Source organism: Nocardioides anomalus, assembly GCF_011046535.1.
Taxonomy (GTDB): Bacteria; Actinomycetota; Actinomycetes; order Propionibacteriales; family Nocardioidaceae; genus Nocardioides; species Nocardioides anomalus.
The window spans coordinates 2170313-2189940 of sequence record NZ_CP049257.1 but is presented as its reverse complement, the minus strand read 5'-3'; the positions used below and the strand labels follow the sequence as shown (position 1 = coordinate 2189940).

General features: G+C 73.4%; 21 protein-coding genes. 10 read left to right on the top strand and 11 right to left on the bottom strand.

The window, feature by feature from the left end; genetic code table 11:
* Positions 1-169 precede the first annotated feature (169 nt).
* The 4 genes from kal to kdd are packed head-to-tail and all read right to left on the bottom strand — an operon-like array spanning position 170 to position 3889.
* Positions 170-562, bottom strand: a complete 393-nt coding sequence (gene kal / locus G5V58_RS11095) for a 3-aminobutyryl-CoA ammonia lyase (protein ID WP_165232334.1) — start codon at positions 560-562, stop codon at positions 170-172.
* On the bottom strand, positions 559-1296 hold the full coding sequence (kamE, locus tag G5V58_RS11090) for a lysine 5,6-aminomutase subunit beta (protein ID WP_165232331.1): 738 nt from the start codon (positions 1294-1296) through the stop codon (positions 559-561). The genes kal and kamE overlap by 4 nt, the downstream gene beginning before the upstream one ends.
* Positions 1293-2864 carry a lysine 5,6-aminomutase subunit alpha gene (gene kamD, locus G5V58_RS11085; RefSeq protein ID WP_165232328.1) on the bottom strand — a complete coding sequence of 524 codons (1572 nt, stop codon included), beginning with the start codon at positions 2862-2864 and terminating at the stop codon, positions 1293-1295. Before kamD ends, kamE begins: the two co-directional genes overlap by 4 nt.
* Positions 2864-3889: an L-erythro-3,5-diaminohexanoate dehydrogenase gene (gene kdd / locus G5V58_RS11080; RefSeq protein WP_165232325.1), complete on the bottom strand. Its 1026-nt coding sequence runs from the start codon at positions 3887-3889 to the stop codon at positions 2864-2866. The genes kamD and kdd overlap by 1 nt, the downstream gene beginning before the upstream one ends.
* Before the next feature lie 89 nt (positions 3890-3978).
* Between kdd and G5V58_RS11075 the strand changes: the two genes are divergently transcribed.
* A complete protein-coding gene (locus G5V58_RS11075) occupies positions 3979-5433 on the top strand; it encodes a KamA family radical SAM protein (RefSeq protein WP_230487273.1) in 1455 nt (484 codons plus the stop codon).
* Positions 5434-5463: 30 nt separating this feature from the next.
* A complete protein-coding gene (locus G5V58_RS11070) occupies positions 5464-6075 on the top strand; it encodes a VOC family protein (protein ID WP_165232322.1) in 612 nt (203 codons plus the stop codon).
* 491 nt (positions 6076-6566) lie between these two features.
* Here the strand turns inward: G5V58_RS11070 and G5V58_RS11065 are convergent, their stop codons facing one another.
* Positions 6567-6959: an Lrp/AsnC family transcriptional regulator gene (locus G5V58_RS11065; protein WP_230487272.1), complete on the bottom strand. Its 393-nt coding sequence runs from the start codon at positions 6957-6959 to the stop codon at positions 6567-6569.
* Positions 6960-7088: 129 nt separating this feature from the next.
* Here G5V58_RS11065 and G5V58_RS11060 point away from each other — a divergent pair, with 129 nt between their 5' ends.
* From G5V58_RS11060 to G5V58_RS11030, 7 genes are read left to right on the top strand one after another with little or no spacing between them, the layout of a single operon-like run.
* Entirely contained in the window at positions 7089-7991 is a 903-nt protein-coding gene (locus G5V58_RS11060; RefSeq protein WP_196240603.1) for a 5'-3' exonuclease, read from the top strand.
* A 40-nt stretch (positions 7992-8031) separates the two neighbouring features.
* Positions 8032-8688, top strand: a complete 657-nt coding sequence (locus tag G5V58_RS11055) for an SDR family oxidoreductase (RefSeq protein WP_165232316.1) — start codon at positions 8032-8034, stop codon at positions 8686-8688.
* Positions 8689-8730: 42 nt separating this feature from the next.
* Complete coding sequence (locus G5V58_RS11050; RefSeq protein WP_165232313.1) at positions 8731-9360, top strand: urease subunit gamma; 630 nt, start codon at positions 8731-8733, stop codon at positions 9358-9360.
* On the top strand, positions 9353-11056 hold the full coding sequence (locus tag G5V58_RS11045; protein WP_165232310.1) for an urease subunit alpha: 1704 nt from the start codon (positions 9353-9355) through the stop codon (positions 11054-11056). Before G5V58_RS11050 ends, G5V58_RS11045 begins: the two co-directional genes overlap by 8 nt.
* 1 nt (position 11057) lies before the next feature.
* Complete coding sequence (locus G5V58_RS11040) at positions 11058-11720, top strand: urease accessory UreF family protein (RefSeq protein WP_165232307.1); 663 nt, start codon at positions 11058-11060, stop codon at positions 11718-11720.
* Positions 11713-12402, top strand: coding sequence for an urease accessory protein UreG (gene ureG / locus G5V58_RS11035; RefSeq protein WP_329957569.1), 690 nt, complete (start codon positions 11713-11715; stop codon positions 12400-12402). Before G5V58_RS11040 ends, ureG begins: the two co-directional genes overlap by 8 nt.
* Positions 12380-12988, top strand: coding sequence for an urease accessory protein UreD (locus G5V58_RS11030; RefSeq protein ID WP_165232304.1), 609 nt, complete (start codon positions 12380-12382; stop codon positions 12986-12988). Before ureG ends, G5V58_RS11030 begins: the two co-directional genes overlap by 23 nt.
* Here the strand turns inward: G5V58_RS11030 and G5V58_RS11025 are convergent.
* From G5V58_RS11025 to G5V58_RS26580, 3 genes are read right to left on the bottom strand one after another with little or no spacing between them, the layout of a single operon-like run.
* The gene (locus G5V58_RS11025; RefSeq protein WP_165232301.1) at positions 12961-15777 is read right to left on the bottom strand and encodes a DEAD/DEAH box helicase; all 2817 of its coding nucleotides are present in this window, start codon (positions 15775-15777) and stop codon (positions 12961-12963) included. The two genes, G5V58_RS11030 and G5V58_RS11025, sit on opposite strands and share 28 nt — an antisense overlap.
* A 22-nt stretch (positions 15778-15799) precedes the next feature.
* Entirely contained in the window at positions 15800-16312 is a 513-nt protein-coding gene (locus tag G5V58_RS26585) for a hypothetical protein (RefSeq protein ID WP_329957568.1), read from the bottom strand.
* On the bottom strand, positions 16219-16671 hold the full coding sequence (locus G5V58_RS26580; protein WP_329957567.1) for a diacylglycerol/lipid kinase family protein: 453 nt from the start codon (positions 16669-16671) through the stop codon (positions 16219-16221). The genes G5V58_RS26585 and G5V58_RS26580 overlap by 94 nt, the downstream gene beginning before the upstream one ends.
* Positions 16672-16779: 108 nt before the next feature.
* On the opposite strand from G5V58_RS26580, the gene G5V58_RS11015 reads away from it, so the two are divergent.
* The gene (locus G5V58_RS11015) at positions 16780-18060 is read left to right on the top strand and encodes a sensor domain-containing phosphodiesterase (RefSeq protein WP_165232298.1); all 1281 of its coding nucleotides are present in this window, start codon (positions 16780-16782) and stop codon (positions 18058-18060) included.
* A 3-nt stretch (positions 18061-18063) separates the two neighbouring features.
* On the opposite strand, the gene G5V58_RS11010 is transcribed toward G5V58_RS11015, so the two are convergent.
* Genes G5V58_RS11010 through tatA form a run of 3 tightly spaced genes read right to left on the bottom strand, consistent with a single transcriptional unit; the run spans position 18064 to position 19605 of the window.
* Positions 18064-18450, bottom strand: coding sequence for a hypothetical protein (locus G5V58_RS11010; protein WP_165232295.1), 387 nt, complete (start codon positions 18448-18450; stop codon positions 18064-18066).
* Positions 18447-19286 carry a twin-arginine translocase subunit TatC gene (tatC, locus tag G5V58_RS11005; protein WP_230487271.1) on the bottom strand — a complete coding sequence of 280 codons (840 nt, stop codon included), beginning with the start codon at positions 19284-19286 and terminating at the stop codon, positions 18447-18449. The genes G5V58_RS11010 and tatC overlap by 4 nt, the downstream gene beginning before the upstream one ends.
* A 10-nt stretch (positions 19287-19296) precedes the next feature.
* The gene (gene tatA / locus G5V58_RS11000; RefSeq protein WP_196240580.1) at positions 19297-19605 is read right to left on the bottom strand and encodes a Sec-independent protein translocase subunit TatA; all 309 of its coding nucleotides are present in this window, start codon (positions 19603-19605) and stop codon (positions 19297-19299) included.
* Positions 19606-19628: the final 23 nt, after the last annotated feature.

Sequence of the window (19628 nt, the reverse complement as noted above, 5' to 3'; positions counted from 1 at the left end):
GGACCGGTGCTGCTGCCGTGATCTGCATGAGCGGACGACCGCTACCCAACTCGGCTCGGCGCCTCTCGTCAACCGCCCTTTGACCTGCACAAACGCGAGAAGTCGCAGGTCAGAGGACGTGTGGCGTTCATGCACAGTTCATGAAAATTCTGGTGCCGTCCGGCGTGTCCTACGCGCGAGGCGGCACGACCACGGTCCCGGTGGCCGTCGTGGCCACCAGCGGCTCGCCCAGCACGCGGGCGGCGCCGGGCCGCTCGGGCGTCGGCTCGCCGCGGGCCACCACGGTGACGGCCAGGTCGAGGGTGCGCGAGCGGGTGCCGACCCGGGTCAGCGTGCAGCTGATCTCCAGCACGTCGCCGGCGCGCACCGCCTCCTTGAACTGCACGTCGGCGTACGACGCGAACAGCCCCTCGTCGCCGTCGGTGACGATGCACATCTCGGTGGCCACGTCGCCGAACAGCTTGAGCGAGTAGGCGCCGTCGACCAGGTTCCCGGCGTAGTGGGCGTCGGAGTACGGCACGTAGCGCCGGTGCACCACGCGGGTGCCGACCTCGGCGCTCACGCCGCCGCCCGGGGGGCGATCCGGTGCACGAGGAAGGACGCGACCTCGCCGGGCGTCGTGCCCCGGGAGAACACGCGGTCCACGCCGAGCTCACCGGCCATGGTCTCGTCGAAGCGGGGCCCGCCCACGACCAGCAACGGCCGCCGCTCCGGCGGGTAGGCCTCGCGGAAGGCCGCGGACATCTCGCGGGTGTTGAGCAGGTGCGCGTCGCGCTGGGTGACGACCTGGGAGACCAGGACGGCGTCGGCCTTCTCGGCGCGGGCGCGCTCGACCAGCTGCGGGACCGAGACCTGGGCGCCGAGGTTCACCACCTTGATCTCGCGGTAGTACTCCAGCCCCTTCTCCCCCGCGAACCCCTTGATGTTGAGGATCGCGTCGATGCCCACGGTGTGCGCGTCGGTGCCGATGCAGCCGCCCACGACGACGAGGCGGCGGCGCAGCGAGCGCTTGACCGCGGCGTTGACCTCCTTGGGCGTGAGCAGCGGGTAGTCGCGCTCGACGACCTCGACGGTGCTGGTGTCGACGAGGTGGTTGACCCGGCCGTAGACCACGAAGAACGTGAAGTCCGGACCCATCGGCTTGCTGTGCACGACCAGCGCCGGGTCCATGCCCATCTTGTTGGCCAGCTGGACGGCGGCGCCGTCGGCGACCTTGTCGTGCGGCACCGGCAGGGTGAAGCTCAGCTGCACCATGCCGTCGCCGGTGGCGTCGCCGTACGGGCGGACGATGCTCACTGCGCCTCCTCGAGCAGCTCGCTGGCGGGGTTGAAGTACGCCTCGGCCTTGCGCGCGACGCCGTCCAGGCCGCGGCCGGCGTCGGCGGGGCGCTTCATGAGCCCGAAGGTGCCGTCCGCGATGGCCGCGAGCAGGCCGTCGTCGACGATGGCCTCGAGCAGGTCCACGGTCTCGCCCAGCACCTGCCTGGCGCGGGTGGCGATGAAGCCGTCCGGGGCGGGGTTGAAGTCCTCGTGCAGGTCGCCGGTGGCGTTGAGGACGTAGCGGACGTTCTGCAGCGCGATGTCGCGGTCGGAGAGCCACGGCGTCACCACGGCCTCGGTCATCATGCCGACCAGCAGGATGCCCTGGCCGGTGAGCGAGCCGACCAGGTTGAAGAAGCCGTCGAGCAGGTTGCCGCGGAAGACGTCGCCGGTCATGTGCCGCGTCGGCGGCATCCACTTCAGCGGCGCCTCCGGGAACAGCTCGCGGGCCAGCAGCGCGTGGGCCAGCTCCATGCGGAAGGAGTTCGGCAGGTCCGGGTCGATCTCGAACGCGTGGCCCAGGCCGAGCTGCCAGTCCTCGAGCCCGGCCTCCTTGGCGAAGTACTCGTTGAGCAGCTGGCTCGTCGTCACCGTGTGCGCGGCCTCGACGGCGTCGGCGGTGGTGAGGTAGTTGTCCTCGCCGGTGTTGATGATGATGCCGGCGCGGGCGTGGACCTGGCGGCTGAAGCGCTGGTCCACGAAGGTGCGGACCGGGTTGATGTCGCGGAAGAGGATCCCGTACATCGAGTCGTTGAGCATCATGTCGAGCCGCTCGAGCCCGGCCAGGGTGGCGATCTCAGGCATGCAGAGCCCCGAGGCGTAGTTGGTCAGGCGCACGTAGCGGCCCAGCTCGGCGCTGGACTCGTCGAGCGCGGCCCGCATCAGCCGGAAGTTCTCCTGGGTGGCGTAGGTGCCGGCGAAGCCCTCGCGGGTCGCGCCCTCGGGGACGTAGTCGAGCAGGCTCTGACCCGTCGAGCGGATCACCGCGATCACGTCGGCGCCCTCGCGCGCGGCCTGCTGGGCCTGCGGGATGTCCTCCATGATGTCGCCGGTCGCGACGATGAGGTAGATCCACGGCGTGCGCGGGGCGTCGCCGTGCTTGCGGACCATCCGCTCGCGCTCCCGGCGGCGGGCGTCGATGCGCTTGAGGCCCGCCCCGACCTGCTTGCGCGCGGCGCTCCTGGCGCGCGTCGCGTCGCGGCCCTCGGGCAGCCGGAACCGCACCGAGCCGGCGCCGGCCTTCTGGGCCAGGGTGGCCAGGTCCTCGGCCTCGCCACGGACCAGGGCGTCCCAGACCGGCAGCGCGACGCCGTGCTCCAACCCGACGTCCGCCCGGACGGTGTCGAGGAGCCGGTTGGCCCACGGGATGCCGTCGCCGTCGGCGCCGCCGAGCCCGGCCATGCGCAGCGTGGCCCGCTCGACGCTGACCGTGGTGTGCTGCTGGGCCAGGTCGACGATCGGCCGGCCCGCCTTGCGGGCCAGCGCGCGCGCCTTGCGGACGGTGACCGGGTCGAGGTCGAGCTTGCCGCGGGGCCTGCGGGCCATCAGAGCCGCCGCTCGAACAGCGACCGGACGCCGTCGTGCTCACGGAGCAGCTCCACGGCGTACGCCGCGTGGCCGGGCACGTAGCCGTTGCCGACCAGCATCGTCACGTCGGCCGCGAGCCCCTCGGCACCGAGGGCGGCGGCGGAGAAGGACGTGGCCATGGAGAAGAAGATGACCGTGCCGCCGGCCGCGGTGGTCAGCACCGCGCCGCCCTCGCACCCGGGGACGTCGACGCAGACCACGGTGACGTCGGCCGGACCGCCGGCCGCGGCGGCCACCGCGTCGCGCAGCGCGACCGGGTCCCGGGCGTCGGCCAGGGCCACGTCGTCGGCGATGCCGGCGGCGCGCAGCAGCTGCGCCTCGGCCTCGGTGGGCACCACGCCGACGGTGCGCTTGGCGCCGGCCCGGCGGGCCGCGGCCAGCGAGAGCGAGCCGGACTTGCCGGCGCCGCCGATGACCGCGACCACCGGTGCGTCGTACCCCTCGACGACGCGGGCGGTGAGCGCCGGCGCGCCGCAGACGTCCATGACGGCCAGGGACAGCTCGGCGGGCAGGTCGTCGGGCAGCACGGCGGCGATGGAGCGGCCGAAGAGGATCGCGTAGCCGTCGGCCGGCACCTGCTCGGAGCGGCCGTCCCAGCGCGCCAGGTCGTCCTCGACCACGAGCGGGGTGAGCGTGAGCGAGACCAGGGTGGCCACCCGGTCGCCGACGCGCAGACCGAGCGGCGACTCGGGGCCGACCTCCTCGACGGTGCCGACCAGCATGCCGCCGGAGCCGGTCTCGGGGTTCTGCATCTTGCCGCGCGTGCGCACGATGTCGAGGACGGCGTCGCGCACCGCGTCGGGCGAGGCGTGGGTGCGCTCGAGCTGGCGGAACGACGCGGCGTCCAGGTTGAGCCGCTCGACCCGGATCCGGACCTCGTCGGGCCACAGCTCGCGCCGGGTGTCCAGCCGCTGCGCCGCCTGGGGCAGGACGGTGCGGTCGTCCAGCACACGGTGCAGCCCGGTCGGGTCACTCGGTCGCACGGAGTTTCTCCTCGATGACTGCGCGTTCAACAGGATGATTTGCGGCGTGTGCTTGGACATGCCGCAGATCGTCCACCTACAGTGGCACAGTGACCATTGAAACGTCCATCGGGCTCGAGACCGGTCAGCCCTACCCCTACCAGCGTGTCGAGCTGGTGGAGCCGGACTGGACCCGCTTCCCGGGCTGGCGCGACGTCACCCGCGCGGAGTGGGAGTCGGTCCAGTGGCAGCGCGCGCACTGCGTGAAGAACGTCAAGCAGCTGCGCGACCTGCTCGGTGACCTGGTCGACGAGCGCTTCTACGCCGACCTCGAGCGCGACCAGGCCGAGCGCGCCACGATGTCGATGCTCGTGCCGCCGCAGATGCTCAACACGATGGTCCCGCACCTCACGCCCGCCGGCCCGGGCTCGCTGACCGAGGCGCTCTACGCCGACCCCGTCCGGATGTACATGCTGCCGGTCTTCTCCGACCGCCGTACCGACTGGCCATCGCACCCCCACGCCACCCGCGACTCGCTGCACGAGCACGACATGTGGGCCACCGAGGGGCTGACCCACCGCTACCCGACCAAGGTGCTCGCCGAGCTGCTGCCCACGTGCCCGCAGTACTGCGGCCACTGCACCCGCATGGACCTGGTCGGCAACTCCACCGCGGTCATCGACAAGCTGAAGTTCGTCGGCAAGCCGAACGACCGGCTCGGAGACATGCTCGACTACCTGCGCCGCACGCCCCAGGTGCGCGACGTGGTCGTCTCCGGCGGCGACGTGGCCAACATGCCGTGGCCCCGGCTCGAGGCGTTCCTCACCCAGGTGCTCGAGATCGAGAACATCCGCGACATCCGCCTGGCCACCAAGGCCCTCATGGGGATGCCCCAGCACTGGCTGCAGCCCGACGTGGTCGAGGGCGTGGGCCGGGTCGCCTCGACCGCGCGCGCCCGCGGGGTCTCCATCGCCATCCACACCCACGTCAACCACGCCAACTCGGTGACCCCGCTGGTCGCCGACGCCGCCCGCGCGATGCTCGACGCCGGCGTGCGCGACGTGCGCAACCAGGGCGTCCTGCTCAACGGCGTGAACGCCGACCCGCACGCCCTGCTCGACCTGTGCTTCCGGCTGCTCGACGGCGCGCAGATCATGCCCTACTACTTCTACATGTGCGACATGATCCCGTTCTCGGAGCACTGGCGGGTCTCGGTCGCCGACGCCCAGCGGCTCCAGCACCACATCATGGGCTACCTGCCGGGCTTCGCCACCCCGCGCATCGTCTGTGACGTGCCGTTCGTCGGCAAGCGCTGGGTGCACCAGCTCGCGTCGTATGACGAGGTGCGCGGCATCTCGCACTGGACCAAGAACTACCGGACCTCCATCGAGGCGGCCGACCCCGAGGCGCTGACCCGCACCTACGAGTACTACGACCCGATCCACTCCCTCTCCGCCGAGGGCCAGGCGTGGTGGGCCGAGCACGGGCAGCTCGACGAGTCCGCGCTCAAGGCCGCCGAGATGGCCGAGGCCTCGCGTCGTACGGCGGCGCTGCAGGCGTACTGACCGCTCACGGTGAGCGGCTAGCGTCGGGGCGTGCGCCTCGACCACCTGATCCTCGCCTGCGCCGACGTCGACGCCGCCGCGGCCCGCCTGCTCGCCGAGCACGGCCTGGGGTCGGTCGTCGGCGGCGAGCACCCCGCCTGGGGCACCCGCAATCGGATCATCCCGGCCGGCTCGGCGTACGTCGAGCTGATGGGCGTCGGCGACCGTGCCGTCGCCGAGACCACACCGCTGGGCCGACGGGTGCTCGAGGCGAGCGCGGACGGCGACGCCTGGCTGGGCCTGGCCGTCGAGCCGGACGACCTCGAGGCCACCGCCGCGCGGCTGGGGCTCCCGGTCTCGACCGGCTCGCGGACCCGCCCCGACGGCAGCACCCTCTCCTGGCGCTCGGCCGGCATGGAGGAGATGGCGGCGCGGCAGGTGCCGTTCTTCCTGGCCTGGGACGGGGTCCGCGGCGCCGACGTGCACCCCGACGAGGGCGGACCGGCCGAGGTGGTCGAGGTCGAGCTCGGCGGCGACTCGGACGAGCTGGGTGCCTGGCTCGGCGGCGACGTGCCCGGGTTGACGCTGGTCGGCGGCGCGCGCGGAGTGCGCCGGGTGGAGCTGCGGGCCCCGCGCGGGACGTTCGAGCTCGGCCGCACCTGACGGCTGGTCCTCGCAGTGCCGGCCCATGGCCCGATCACGTCGTGCGAGACGAGTCCGTGCCGAGAGACCGCCCGGAGCTCGGGAGAAGACCCGGACCGGAGCAGAACTCACCTGCGTTCCAAGATCGCAGTCGGCGCCCTGCGACGGCGGCCGACCTCGGCGCCGGCTCGGTCGGCGGTGCACAGATCGCGGACGGCTCGGTCGCCCTCGGTGACCTGGCCGGCGGTGCGGTCGCAGAGCTCGAGCAGCCCCGCGCCTACGGCGTCCTCACGTCGAACGGGACCCTGGTCGCCGCGCGGTCGAAGTACGTGGTGGTGACCAGCCGACGTCGGCTGGCCCCGCGACGGGGGCGACCCAGCCGTCCGACTGCCCCAGTGCGTACGAGCTGGCGACGGACTCCTTCACTGGCCCGGGCTTGTCCAGGACCGACGTCGCAGTCACCTTCGTCATCCCGTGACCATCGCGGTCACGCGCCGAGCCTGACCGCCCCGTCACCCGCCGGTGACGGGGCGGTTCTCGTAGTACGTCGACAGCACGATCGTCGTGCGCGTGGAGACGTTGGCGGCCAGGCGGATGCGGGCGAGCAGGTCCTCGAGGTCGCTCGGGCGGGCCAGGCGGACCTTGAGGATGTAGGACTCGTCGCCGGCCACCGACCAGCAGGACTCGATCTCGGGGATCTCCTCGAGCCGGGCCGGGGAGTCGTCGGGCTGGGAGGGGTCGATCGGGCGGATGGAGATGAAGGCGGTCAGCGGCAGGCCGATGGCCTCGTGGTTGACGGTCGCGCCGTAGCCGAGGATCAGGCCGCGCTGCTCGAGGCGCTTGACCCGCTGGTGGACCGCGGACGTGGACAGGCCCGTGGCCTTGCCGAGGTCGGTGAAGGACATCCGGCCGTCCGCGGCCAGCAGCTGGAGGATCTGCCGGTCGGTGGCCTCGAGAGGGGGAGGACGTCACGCCCGCACCCTAGTCGCCGCCTCTGACAGGATCGGCCCGTGACCACCTCCGGGCCCCGCCTCATGCTGCTGGACTCCGCCTCGATGTACTTCCGGGCCTTCTTCGGCGTCCCGGAGATCACCGACGACGACGGGCTGCCGGTCAACGCGGTGCGCGGCTTCATGGACTTCATCTCCCGGCTGGTCGAGCAGTACGACCCCGACGAGCTGGTGTGCTGCTGGGACAACGACTGGCGCCCGCAGTGGCGGGTCGACCTGCTGCCGTCGTACAAGGCGCACCGGGTGGTCTCGGAGGTCGCGAGCGGGCCGGACGTCGAGGAGGTTCCGGACCCGCTCGAGGTGCAGGTGCCGGTGATCCTGGAGGTGCTGGACGCGTTCGGGCTCTGCGTGCGGGGCGCGGACGGCTACGAGGCCGACGACGTGATCGGCACGCTGGCGACGGGCGCGCGGGGGCCGGTGGACGTGGTGACCGGGGACCGCGACCTGTTCCAGGTCGTCGACGACGACGCGGAGGTGCGGGTGCTCTACATCGCGCGCGGCGTGGGCAACCACGAGCGGGTCGACAACGCGTGGGTGCGCGGCAAGTACGGCATCGACGCGGCGCAGTACGCCGACTTCGCCACCCTGCGCGGCGACGCCTCCGACGGCCTGCCGGGCGTGGCCGGCGTGGGCGAGAAGACCGCGGCCACGCTGCTGGGCCGGTTCGGGGACATGGCCGGCATCCTCGCGGCGGCCGGCGACCCGGACTCCGAGCTCGGGCCGGGGCCGCGCGGCAAGATCAAGGCGGCGGCCGACTACCTGGCCGTCGCGCCGCAGGTGGTCGCGGTGGCCCGGGACCTCGACGTGGACCGCACGGGTCTCGAGCGGCCGGTCACGCCGCGCGACCCGGAGCGGGTGGCGGAGCTGGCCGAGAAGCACAACCTCGAGGGGCCGGCCACCCGGCTCGTCGAGGCGCTCATGCGCTGAGCGCTCGGCCGGCCCTCGGCCGGCCCGTACCGTGGAGGGCATGTCCCGCATCGCCGTCGTCGGGGGCCACGGACAGGTGGCCCAGCACCTCCTCGTCGCGCTGCGGCGCTCCGAGCACACCCCGGTCGCCCTCGTGCGCCGCGAGGCGTACCGCGAGGAGCTCGAGTCCCGCGGCGCCGAGGTGCGCCTGCTCGACATCGAGAGCCAGGACGCCGCGGCCTTCGCGGCGGCCTTCGCCGGCTGCGACGCCGTCGTCTTCGCCGCCGGCGGCGGCCCGGACGGCAACCAGGAGCGCAAGCGGACCGTCGACCTCGAGGGCTCGCTGAAGTCCGTCGAGGGCGCTCGGCAGGCCGGCATCTCGCGCTTCGTGCAGGTCTCGGCCATCGGCGTGGACGACCCGCTGCCCGAGGACACCGAGGACGTCTGGCGGGCCTACGTCGAGGCCAAGCGCGACGCCGACGCGGCCGTGCGCGACAGCGGCCTCGACTGGACGATCATCCGGCCCGGCCGGCTCACCGACGACCCGGCCACCGGGCTGGTCGCGCTCGGCCCGGACGTGGAGCGCGGCGAGGTCACCCGCGCCGACGTGGCCGCCGTGCTGGCCGCCGTGCTCGACGAGCCCGGCACCATCGGCAAGCAGTGGGACCTGGTCAACGGCGACACGCCCGTCGCCGACGCGGTGCGCCAGGGCGGCTGAGGCTGTAACACCCCCGTCACACACGCCACCTACGGTCGCGCTGTGCACCTGACGCCGGGCGAGACCGAGAAGCTCCTGCTCTCGGTGGCGGGCATGGTCGCGCGGGACCGGCTGGCCCGTGGGGTCCGGCTCAACCACCCCGAGGCCGTGGCCCTGCTGAGCTGCTGGGTGATCGAGCGCGCGCGGGACGGCGCCGGCGTGGCCGAGCTCATGGAAGCCGGCCGCGAGGTGCTCACCACCGACCAGGTGCTGCCGGACGTCCCGGCCATGCTGCACGACGTGCAGGTCGAGGCGACCTTCCCCGACGGGCGCAAGCTGGTCACCCTCCACGACCCGATCGCGGGCGGTGACGACAGCACGACCGAGCCACCGGGCGCGCTCCGGCTGGCCGAGGGCACGCTCGAGATCAACGCCGACCGGACGCCCGAGGAGCGCGGGACCCTGGTCATCGTCAACACCGGCGACCGCCCCGTGCAGATCGGCTCGCACCTGCACCTGCCGGACGCCAACACCGCTCTCGACTTCGACCGCGAGGCGGCCCGGGGGTTCCGGCTCGACATCCCCTCGGGTACGTCGCGCCGCTTCGAGCCCGGCGCCTCCCGCGAGGTGGCGGTGGTGGCCCTGCGCGGGCGCCGGCTCGTGCCGGGGATCCAGGTGCGCGAGCGTGGCTGAGCTGACCCGGGGCGAGCACGCCGCGCTCTACGGCCCGACCGTCGGCGACCAGGTCCGCCTCGGCGACACCGACCTGTGGATCGAGGTCGAGCAGGACCTGACCTTCGGCGGAGAGGAGGCGGTCTTCGGCGGCGGGAAGTCCATCCGCGAGTCGATGGCCCAGGGCACGGCCACCCGGGCCGAGGGCGCGCCCGACACCGTCATCACCAACGCCGTGGTCCTCGACCACTGGGGCGTGGTCAAGGCCGACGTCGGTCTGCGCGACGGCCGGATCGTGGCCCTGGGCCGGGCCGGCAACCCCGACATCGCCGACGGCGTGCACCCCGACCTGGTCATCGGCCCCGGCACCGACGTCATCTCCGGTGAGGGCCGCGTCCTCACCGCCGGCGCGATCGACGTGCACGTGCACTTCCTGTCGACCTCGCAGGTCCACGAGGCACTGGCCAGCGGCGTCACCACCGTGGGCGGCGGCGGCACCGGTCCGTCGGAGGGCTCACGAGCCACCACCGTCACCCCGGGTGCCTGGCACCTGCGGACCGTGCACCGCGCGCTCGACCACCTGCCGGTCAACGTCCTGCTGATGGGCAAGGGCAACACCGTCAGCGCCGCCGGTCTGGCCGAGCAGGCACTGGCCGGCGCCGCGGCGTACAAGGTGCACGAGGACTGGGGCTCCACCCCGGCCGCCATCGACGCCGCGCTGCGCGCCGCCGACGAGCACGGGCTGCAGGTCGCCCTGCACTCCGACTCGCTCAACGAGGCCGGCTTCCTGGAGTCGACCGTGGCCGCCATCGCGGGCCGCTCGATCCACGCCTTCCACACCGAGGGCGCCGGCGGCGGGCACGCGCCGGACATCATCGAGGTCGCCTCGCTCCCCCACGTGATCCCCGGCTCGACCAACCCCACGCTGCCGCACACGGTCAACACCGTCGCCGAGCACCTCGACATGCTGATGGTCTGCCACCACCTCAGCCCACGGGTGCCGGAGGACCTGGCCTTCGCGGAGTCGCGCATCCGGGCCACGACGATCGCGGCCGAGGACGTCCTGCACGACCTGGGGGCACTGTCCATCACCTCCTCGGACGCCCAGGCCATGGGCCGCATCGGCGAGGTCGTCACCCGGACCTGGCAGGTCGCGCACGTGATGAAGGCCCGGCGGGGACCGCTCGACGGCGGCCTGGCGGCGGACAACGAGCGCGCCAGGAGGTACGTCGCGAAGTACACGATCAACCCGGCCATCGCCCACGGCATCGCCCACGAGGTCGGCTCGGTCGAGGTCGGCAAGCTGGCCGACCTCGTGCTGTGGGACCCGCGCTTCTTCGGGGTCCGTCCCGAGCTGGTCCTCAAGGGCGGCGCGCTGGTGCGCGCGGCCCTGGGCGACCCCAACGCCAGCATCCCCACGCCGCAGCCGGTGCTCATGCGCCCCACGCTCGTCGACGCCGACGGCGCCGACCACGCGGTCACCTTCGTCGCCCCGGCCGCCCTCGAGGACGGCCTCGCCGACCGGCTCGGCCTGCGCCGGCCGCTCGCGGCCGTGACCCCGACCCGCGAGGTGGGCAAGGCGGACATGGTCAACAACGACGCCCTGCCCGACATCCACGTCGACCCGGAGACCTTCGCGATCACCGTCGACGGCGACCTGGTCGTGCCGCAGCCGGCGACCGAGCTGCCGCTGGCCCGGTTGTACTCGCTGTTCTGACGTGAACGCTCTCGCGCTCCTGCTCGCCGACGCCCGCCTGCCGGCCGCCGGGCACACCCAGTCGGCCCAGCTCGAGCCGGCCCTCGCCGCAGGGCTCGCCGCCACGGACCCGGCGGCGGACCTGGCGGCGTACTGCCGGACCCGGCTGGCCACCGTCGTCCGCACCGAGGCCGCCACCGCGGTCGTCGCCCGCCACCACGCGCTCACCGGTCGCCCCCTCGCCGAGGTGGAGACCGCCTGGGCCGCCCGCACCCCCAGCGACGCCATGCGCGCCACCGCCCGCCTGCTCGGCCGCGGCCTGCTGCGGCTGGCTCGCCGCACCTGGCCGGCCGCGGCGCGCCACTGGACGAGCGTCGACCGCCCGCCCCGCGCCGTCGTCCTGGGCGCCGTGGCGGCCGAGACCGGGCTGGCGGCGCGGGAGCTGGTCACCGTCGTGGCGTACGACGACGTGCAGACCGTGCTGGGCGCTGCGCTCAAGCTCCTCCCCCTCGATCCGGCCGACGCCACCGCGTGGTGCGTCGGGCTGCTGCCCGACGTCGACCGGCTGGCCGACGTGCTCTCCACCCTGACGGCGACCACCGACATCCCGGCTACCGGTTCTCCACAGATCGAGGCGTGGGCCCAGGCGCACGCCCTTACGACCAGGAGGTTGTTCAGTGCCTGACCCGACCATGAGCACCCGGGCCCTGCGGCTGGGCGTCTGCGGCCCGGTCGGCACCGGCAAGAGCTCGCTGATCGCCACGATCTGCCGCGAGCTGGCGGGCACCCTGCGGTTGGGCGTGGTCACCAACGACATCTACACCGACGAGGACGCGCGCTTCCTGCGCTCGGCCGGGGTGCTGCCGGCCGAGCGGATCGTCGGCGTGGAGACCGGCGCGTGCCCGCACACCGCGATCCGCGACGACGTGACCGCCAACCTGCTGGCCGTGGAGGAGCTGGAGGAGCGGTTCGCGCCGCTCGACGTGGTGCTCGTCGAGTCCGGCGGCGACAACCTGACCGCGACCTTCTCCCCCGCCCTGGTCGACGTGCAGCTCTTCGTGCTCGACGTCGCCGGCGGCGGCGACGTGGCCCGCAAGGGCGGCCCCGGGATCGAGCGCGCCGACCTGCTGGTCGTCAACAAGACCGACCTCGCGCCGTACGTCGGGGTGGAGGTCGCGCGGATGGTGCACGACGCCGAGCACGCCCGGCAGGGGCGCCCGGTGCTGGCGCTCTCGCGCACCGACCCGGGATCGGTGGACACCCTCGCGGCGTGGGTCGAGGACCGGCTGGCCCACTTCCGCGCCGGCGACCTGGTGCCGGTCGACCCGGGACCGATGGCCGCGCATGCGCACCCGCACCCGCACTGAGGTCCGCAGCAGCCACCTGCGGGCGTTCCGGCTGGACGACGAGCGGGTCGCCCTGGTCCCCGAGCAGGCGGTGCTGCTGGCCGGCGACCACGTCACCGTCCGGGTCCGGGTCGACGCGGGCGAGCGGCTGCGCCTCGTCGAGCCCGGTGGCACCGTGGCCTACGCGATGCGCGGGCTGGACGCGCGCTGGGACGTCGAGATCGAGGTCGAGCCCGGCGGCGCGCTGGCGTGGGACGCCGAGCCGTTCGTGGTCGCCGACGGTGCCGACGTGCACCGCGGCCTCCGGGTCGAGGCCGGTGGCGCGGTGAGCCTGCGCGAGACCCTGGTCCTGGGCCGCTCCGGCGAGGGTCCGGGGCGGCTGCGCACGCGCACCGACGTCACCCGCGCCGGCGTACCCCTGCTGGTCGAGGAGCTCGACAGCGGCGTCGGCCTGGGCGGGCACCGCGTGCTCGACCAGGTCCTGCACCTCGGCACGGACTGCGCGCGGGACGGGATGCGCCTGGAGTCCGGCGACTGCCTGCACCGCTGGCTGGGCGGTGCGGTGCACGAGAGCCGGCTCTACTCCTCCTCGCCCAGCCCCGAGTAGGCGACGACGCCACGCCGGACGGCCCGGACCACGTCGCGCGCGGTCTCGCGCAGGGCCCCGTCACCGGCCGCGTCGGCCACCTGGCCGGCCAGGTCGAGCAGCTGCTTCATCCAGCGCACGAAGTCGCCGGCCGCCAGGTCGATGGCGCCGAGCAGGTCGTCGAGCTCCTCGCCCTCGGCCCACTTGTACGCCGCCCAAGCGAACCCGGCGTCCGGCTGGCGCAGGAAGTCGAGCTTGTGGTCGCGCTCGAGCGCGTCCAGCTCGCTCCACAGCCGCTGGGTCTGGGTGACGACGTCACGGGTGCGGCCGCCGGGCAGCCGCGGCGGGCCGGCGTCGTCCGCGCGGCGGGCCTCGAAGACCAGCACCGACAGCGCGCCGGCCAGCTCGGGCACGGAGAGCCCGTCCCACAGCCCGGTGCGCAGGCACTCGGCGGCGACCAGGTCCAGCTCGGAGTAGAGCCGCATCAGCCGACGGCCCTGGTCGGTGACCCTGCTCTCCGCGCCGGCGTCGGTGAGGTAGCCCAGAGCGGTCAGCACCTCGCACACCCGGTCGAACTGCCGGGCGACGGTGTTGGTCCGGTTCTCGACCCGGCGGCGCAGCGTGGCCGCATCGGCCTCCAGCTTGAAGTAGCGCTGGGCCCACCGGTCGTGGTCCTCACGGTCGGGGCAGGCGTGGCACGGGTGCGCGCGCAGCTGGTCGCGCAGCTCCTGGACCTCGCGCTCGACGGCCGGGTCCACCGACGCCTTCGGGGTCGGCCGCTTGCCGGGCGGCGGCGGGGCCAGGTCGTGGGTGCGCGAGCGCAGCGCCGACGCCAGGTCGCGCCGCATCTGCGGGTTGCGGCCGTTGAACGACTTCGGGACCTTGACCTGGGCCACGGCCTGGACCGGCACCGGGAAGTCGATCATGGCCAGCCGCCGCGCCTGGCGGTCCGCGGTGACGACGTAGGGGCGCGGGTTGGTCTCGTCCCAGCCGTTGTCGACCACGACGGCGTAGCCGGCGAACTTGCCGGTCGGCACCTCGATCACGTCGCCGCGCTTGAGCCGGCGCAGCGACTCGATGGCCTCGTCGCGGCGGTCGGCCTTGCGCGCCCGGCTGGCGCCCTTCTCGACCTCGGAGATGCGGCGGCGCAGGGCGGCGTACTCCATGAAGTCGCCCAGGTCGCACTTCGCGGCCTCGGCGTACCCCTCCAGCGCCTCCTCGGCCTTGCGCAGCTGCCGGGCCAGCCCCACGACCGCCTTGTCCGCCTGGAACTGGGCGAAGGACTGCTCCAGCAGCTCGCGCGAGGTGTCGCGGCCGAACTGGTGGACCAGGTTGACCGCCATGTTGTACGACGGCCGGAAGCTCGAGCGGAGCGGGTAGGTCCGGGTCGAGGCGAGTCCGGCGACCTCGCTGGGGTTCATGCCGGGCTGCCAGAGCACGACGCCGTGGCCCTCGGTGTCCAGGCCGCGACGACCGGCACGACCGGTGAGCTGGGTGTACTCCCCCGGCGTGATGTCGGCGTGCGTCTCGCCGTTCCACTTGGTCAGCTTCTCGATGACCACCGTGCGCGCCGGCATGTTGATGCCGAGCGCCAGGGTCTCGGTGGCGAAGACGACCTTGCACAGCCCCCGCAGGAACAGCTCCTCCACCACGTGCTTGAACGCCGGCAGCATGCCGGCGTGGTGCGCGGCCACGCCGCGGGTCAGGCCGTCGAGGAAGTCGTGGTAGCCGAGGACGTGCAGGTCCTCCTGCGGCAGGTCGCGGCAGGCCGCCTCCACGTAGGCGTGGATGGTGTCGCGCTCCTCCGGCGTGGTCAGCCGCACGCCGGCGGCCAGGCACTGCTGGACGGCCGCGCCGCAGCCGACCCGGCTGAAGATGAACACGATGGCCGGGAGCAGCCCCTCGCGCTCGAGCCGGTCGACCACGTCGGGCCGGCCCGGGATCCAGACCCGGCGACCGTTGCCCACGTTGCGGGGGTTCTTCGACGAGCCCGGGTTGCCCTTGCGGGCCGAGCGGCGGTCGCGCATCAGCCGGGTGGAGGCCCAGTCGTCGCGGGCCACCCGCATCAGCTCGCCGTTGACCGGGGCGCCCTCCTTGACGAAGCCGGCGGCCGCGTCGATGTCGTCGGAGGCGAACAGGTCCAGCAGCCGCTTGCCCACCATCACGTGCTGGTAGAGCGGCACCGGGCGGCGCTCCTCGACGATGGTCGTCGTCTCACCACGCACGGTGGCCAGCCACTCGCCGAACTCCTCGGCGTTGCTCACCGTGGCGCTCAGGCTGACGACCGTGACCGACTCCGGGAGGTGGATGATCACCTCCTCCCACACCGCACCGCGGCTGCGGTCGGCGAGGTAGTGCACCTCGTCCATGACCACGAAGCCGAGGCCGAGGAGGGTCCGGCTGCCGGCGTACAGCATGTTGCGGAGCACCTCGGTGGTCATCACCACGATCGGCGCCTCGCCGTTGACCACGTTGTCCCCGGTCAGCAGCCCGACCTCGTCGGGGCCGTAGCGGTCCACCAGGTCGTGGTACTTCTGGTTGCTCAGCGCCTTGATCGGCGTGGTGTAGAAGCACTTGCGGCCGGTGCTGAGGGCCAGGTGGATCGCGAACTCACCGACGATGGTCTTGCCGGAGCCGGTCGGGGCGGCGACCAGCACCCCGTGGCCGTCCTCGATCTCGCGGCAGGCGCGGAGCTGGAAGTCGTCGAGCGGGAAGTCGTAGAGCGCCCGGAAGTCCTTCACCACCGGGTGGCCCTGGTGTCGCCGGTGCTCGGCGTACCGCTCCGACGGGGACAGCTCGTCGGTGCTCACCCGTCCAGACTACGGACCCGGCTCACGCGAAGACGGTCAACGCCCCCGGGGCGCACTCCACGGTCATCGGCAGCGGCCCGAAGCGCTCGCCGTCGGCGTACGTCGTGATGCCGGGGCAGGCGACGGTGACCTGCCGGACCCGGTGGTGCTCGTACGCCGGGTGCGTGGTGTGGGTGCCCTTGAACAGCTTGGGGTAGGTGCGGACCAGGCCGCCGCGGCTCATCGGCTTGATGACGACCACGTCGAGCATGCCGTCGTCGAGCAGCGCGCCCTCGGTGATCCGCAGCCCGCCGCCGAACGACGGCCCGTTGCCCACCGCGACCAGCATGGCCTCGGTGCGGTGCTGGCGGCCGTCGAGCTCCAGGACGTAGCTGAGCGGCCTGAAGACCCGCAGCTCGGCCAGCGTGGCCAGGTTGTAGCGCATCTGCCCGCGCGGCCAGGTCATCTGGTTGGCCCGCTCGTTGACCAGGGCGTCGAAGCCCGCGCACAGCACGGTGGCGTAGTAGCGGCCGCCGCTGCGGGCCAGGTCCACCACGCGGGTGTCCCCTCGGACCACGACGTCCGCGGCCGCGAGGGGTCCTTGCGGGGCAGGTCGAAGTAGCGGGCCACGTCGTTGCCGGTGCCGGCCGGGACGATGCCGAGCGGGGTGCCGGTGCCGGCCACGGCCTGCACGCCGAGGTGGACCATCCCGTCGCCGCCGAGCACGACCAGCGCCTCGGCACCGTCCTGCAGCGCCGCTCGGGCCAGGTCGAGCGACTCGTCGGCGTCGCGGCCGCTGAGGTCGCGCACCACCAGGCCGCCCCGGCGCAGTCGGTCGAGGACCGCGGCGCGGGCCTGTCCCCCGCGCCCCTTGCCCGACGTGGGGTTGGTGAGCAGGGCGATCTCGCGGGCCACGCGCGCAGGGTAGCGCCCAGCGCCCCGGCGCCCGTCCGGCCGGACCACCAAAGGGTGAAAGGGCGCGAAACGGTCCCCGCGGCCCAAGACGCGTCTCAGACTGTTCGCATGGCACAGCTGGTGGTCGAGCCGTCCCACGCCGGCGAGGCGGAGGCGCTCCGCGCGGTCCTGGACGGCGCGCGGGTGCGCTCGGTCTTCCAGCCGATCGTGGCCCTGGAGTCCGGTCTCGTGGTGGGCCACGAGGCCCTGGCGCGCGGCCCCGAGGGCCCGTTCGCCCGTCCGGACGAGCTGTTCGGCGCGGCCCGGCGCACCGGCCAGCTGGCCGCCTTGGACGAGGCCTGCCGCCGCTCGGCCCTGCGCTCGGCCGTCGCGCTCGGCCTCACCGCGCCGACGACGGTCTTCGTCAACGTCGAGCCCGAGGTGCTCGCCGACGCCCCGCTGGAGGAGCTGGTCGCCGAGGCCGAGCGCGCGCCGGGCGGCGTGCGCGTGGTCCTCGAGGTCACCGAGCGCTCCCTGGCCGCCCGGCCGGCCGAGCTGCTCGCCGCCCTGCGCCGGGTCCGGGGGCTCGGGTGGGGCGTCGCGCTGGACGACGTCGGCGTGGAGGCCACGTCGCTGGCCTTCATGGCGCTGCTGCGGCCCGACGTGGTCAAGCTCGACCTCTCGCTCGTCCAGAATCCGCCCCACGGCGGCACGGCCGAGATCATGCACGCCGTCAACGCCTACGCCGAGCGGTACGGCGCCTCGGTGCTGGCCGAGGGCATCGAGACCGAGGAGCACCTGATGACGGCCCGCGCCCTCGGCGCGACGCTCGGCCAGGGCTGGTTCTTCGGCCGTCCCACCGACGAGCCGGACCACGGGGCCAGCACCGGCGTCCTCGAGCTGACCCGGACCGGCCGCGACCGCCCGGAGCGGTCCGTCCGCTCCCCGTTCGACGCGCTGCCGGAGGGCACCACGCTGCGGCGGGCCACCAAGGGGCTCCTGCTCGAGCTGACCTACCACCTCGAGCGCGAGGCGCTCCGGCTGGGCGAGACGTGCGTGGTGGCCTCGACCTTCCAGGAGGCCAGGCACCTGACGCCCGGGACCGTGCGGCGCTACGCCGACCTGGGCCGCTCGGCCGGCTTCGTGTGCGCCCTGGGCCGCGACCTGCCCGACGAGCCCGCCCCCGGGGTGCGCGGCGCCAGCCTGAGCGACGACGACCCGGTCCTGGACGAGTGGGACGTGGTCGTCATCAGCCCGCACTTCGCCACCGCCCTGCTCGCCCGTGACCTCGGCGACGACGGCCCGGAGATGGAGCGGACTTTCGAGTACGCCCTGACCTACCACCGCGACACCGTGGTCCGCGCCGGCGAGGAGCTGGTCTCCCGGGTCGCGGCGGTCCGACCCGCCTGAGCGCTAGGGGCGCAGGCCCAGCCGCACCGACCACCGTGCCGGGTCGGCGCCGACGGCCCGGGCCACCCGGGTCAGCGTCTCGAGCACGCCGTCCGCGCTCCACGACGTACCGGGGGCCGCGACGGTCGCCCGCTCGTCCACGCTGAGCAGCAGCACCTGCCCGTGCCGCCAGACCTGGTGCACCCGCGTCCGGGTCGGCTCGTCCAGCACAGGCGCCGGGTAGGCCTGGTCCACGGCCAGCAGGTCACAGGCGAGGGTGTCACCCGGACCGGCCAGCGAGCCGGCCACGGCGTGACCGGACAGCCCCGCGGTCGAGGCCCACACCACGTCACCGTCGCCCAGCCAGTCGGGCAGGTCGAAGGGGTCGAGCTCGGTCGCCGCCGAGGTCACAGCGGCGAGACCTCGTCGTCGGCCCACTGCTCGGTGGAGTTCTGCCCCCGTCCACGGGCGCGGTCGGAGAGCCGGGCGATGATCTCGGCGATGATGAACAGGACCAGCATCGGCACGGCGAGGAAGAGCATGGAGAACGGGTCCGTCGACGGCGTCGCGACGGCGGCGAAGACGAAGGTGCCGATGACGATCCACGGCCGGTAGCGCCCGAGCGCCTTGCCGGAGACGACTCCGGCCAGGTTGAGCATCACCACGAACAGCGGGATCTCGAAGGAGATGCCGAAGACCAGCAGCATGCGGGTGATGAAGGAGAAGAACTTGCCGAACTCCACGAGGTTGGTGACGTTGTCGGGCGTGAACCCGATCAGCACCTCGATGGCCTTGGGCAGGACGTAGTAGCCGACGGCCACGCCCGCGAAGAACAGCGGGCCGGCGATGGCCGCGAACACCCGGCTCCACTTGCGCTCCGAGGGGTGCAGGCCGGGGAGGATGAAGGCCCAGATCTGGAACAGCCAGTACGGCGCCGCCGCGATCACCGACACCACGCCGCACAGCTTGAGCTGCAGCAGGAGCGGGCCGGTGACGTCGTTGACCACGGCCTGGGTCTGGACCTCGCCGCCGAGCCGCTCGCGGGCGTCGTTGTAGGGCACCAGGATCAGGTCGAGCAGGTGGCCGTAGAAGTACAGCGCCACGCAGAAGATGACGATGACCGCGAGCACGGAGCGGATCAGTCGCGCGCGCAGCTCGCGCAGGTGGTCGGAGAGGGCCATCCGCCCGTCGGCACCGACGGGGTGTTGGGGGCTCGTGCTGAGGAGCCCGGCCAGGCGCTTGATCAAGTGCTGGAGGTCAGGCGGTCTCGCCGCGGCGGAGCTTCTCCGCCTCGGCGTCGAGCTCAGCCTGCCGTGCGGCCAGGTCGCGCTGCTTGGCCTCGATCTCGAGCTGCGCCTGGGTCTGGGACGCCGGGGTGGCCGACGTGGCCGGAGCCTCGTCGTCGTCGTCCATCAGTCCCTTGGTCTCGGCCTTGAAGATCCGCAGCGCGCGACCGCTGCCGCGGGCCAGCTCGGGCAGCTTGGAGGCGCCGAAGAGCAGGACGATGACCAGGACGATCAGGATCAGCTCGGTGGGGCCGAGGTTGGCGATGAGCGGGGTGATCATGAGTGTCCTCACAAGGTCGGTGG

Bases quoted from the DNA above. Each gene is read 5' to 3' on its own strand.
- kamD (WP_165232328.1), bottom strand. From the start codon at position 2,864: ATGGCCCGCAGGCCCCGCGGCAAGCTCGACCTCGACCCGGTCACCGTC.
- G5V58_RS11065 (WP_230487272.1), bottom strand. From the start codon at position 6,959: ATGTCCTTCACCGACCTCGGCAAGGCCACGGGCCTGTCCACGTCCGCG.
- G5V58_RS11060 (WP_196240603.1), top strand. From the start codon at position 7,089: ATGCTGCTGGACTCCGCCTCGATGTACTTCCGGGCCTTCTTCGGCGTC.
- G5V58_RS11055 (WP_165232316.1), top strand. From the start codon at position 8,032: ATGTCCCGCATCGCCGTCGTCGGGGGCCACGGACAGGTGGCCCAGCAC.
- G5V58_RS11030 (WP_165232304.1), top strand. From the start codon at position 12,380: ATGCGCACCCGCACCCGCACTGAGGTCCGCAGCAGCCACCTGCGGGCG.
- G5V58_RS11015 (WP_165232298.1), top strand. From the start codon at position 16,780: ATGGCACAGCTGGTGGTCGAGCCGTCCCACGCCGGCGAGGCGGAGGCG.
- tatA (WP_196240580.1), bottom strand. From the start codon at position 19,605: ATGATCACCCCGCTCATCGCCAACCTCGGCCCCACCGAGCTGATCCTG.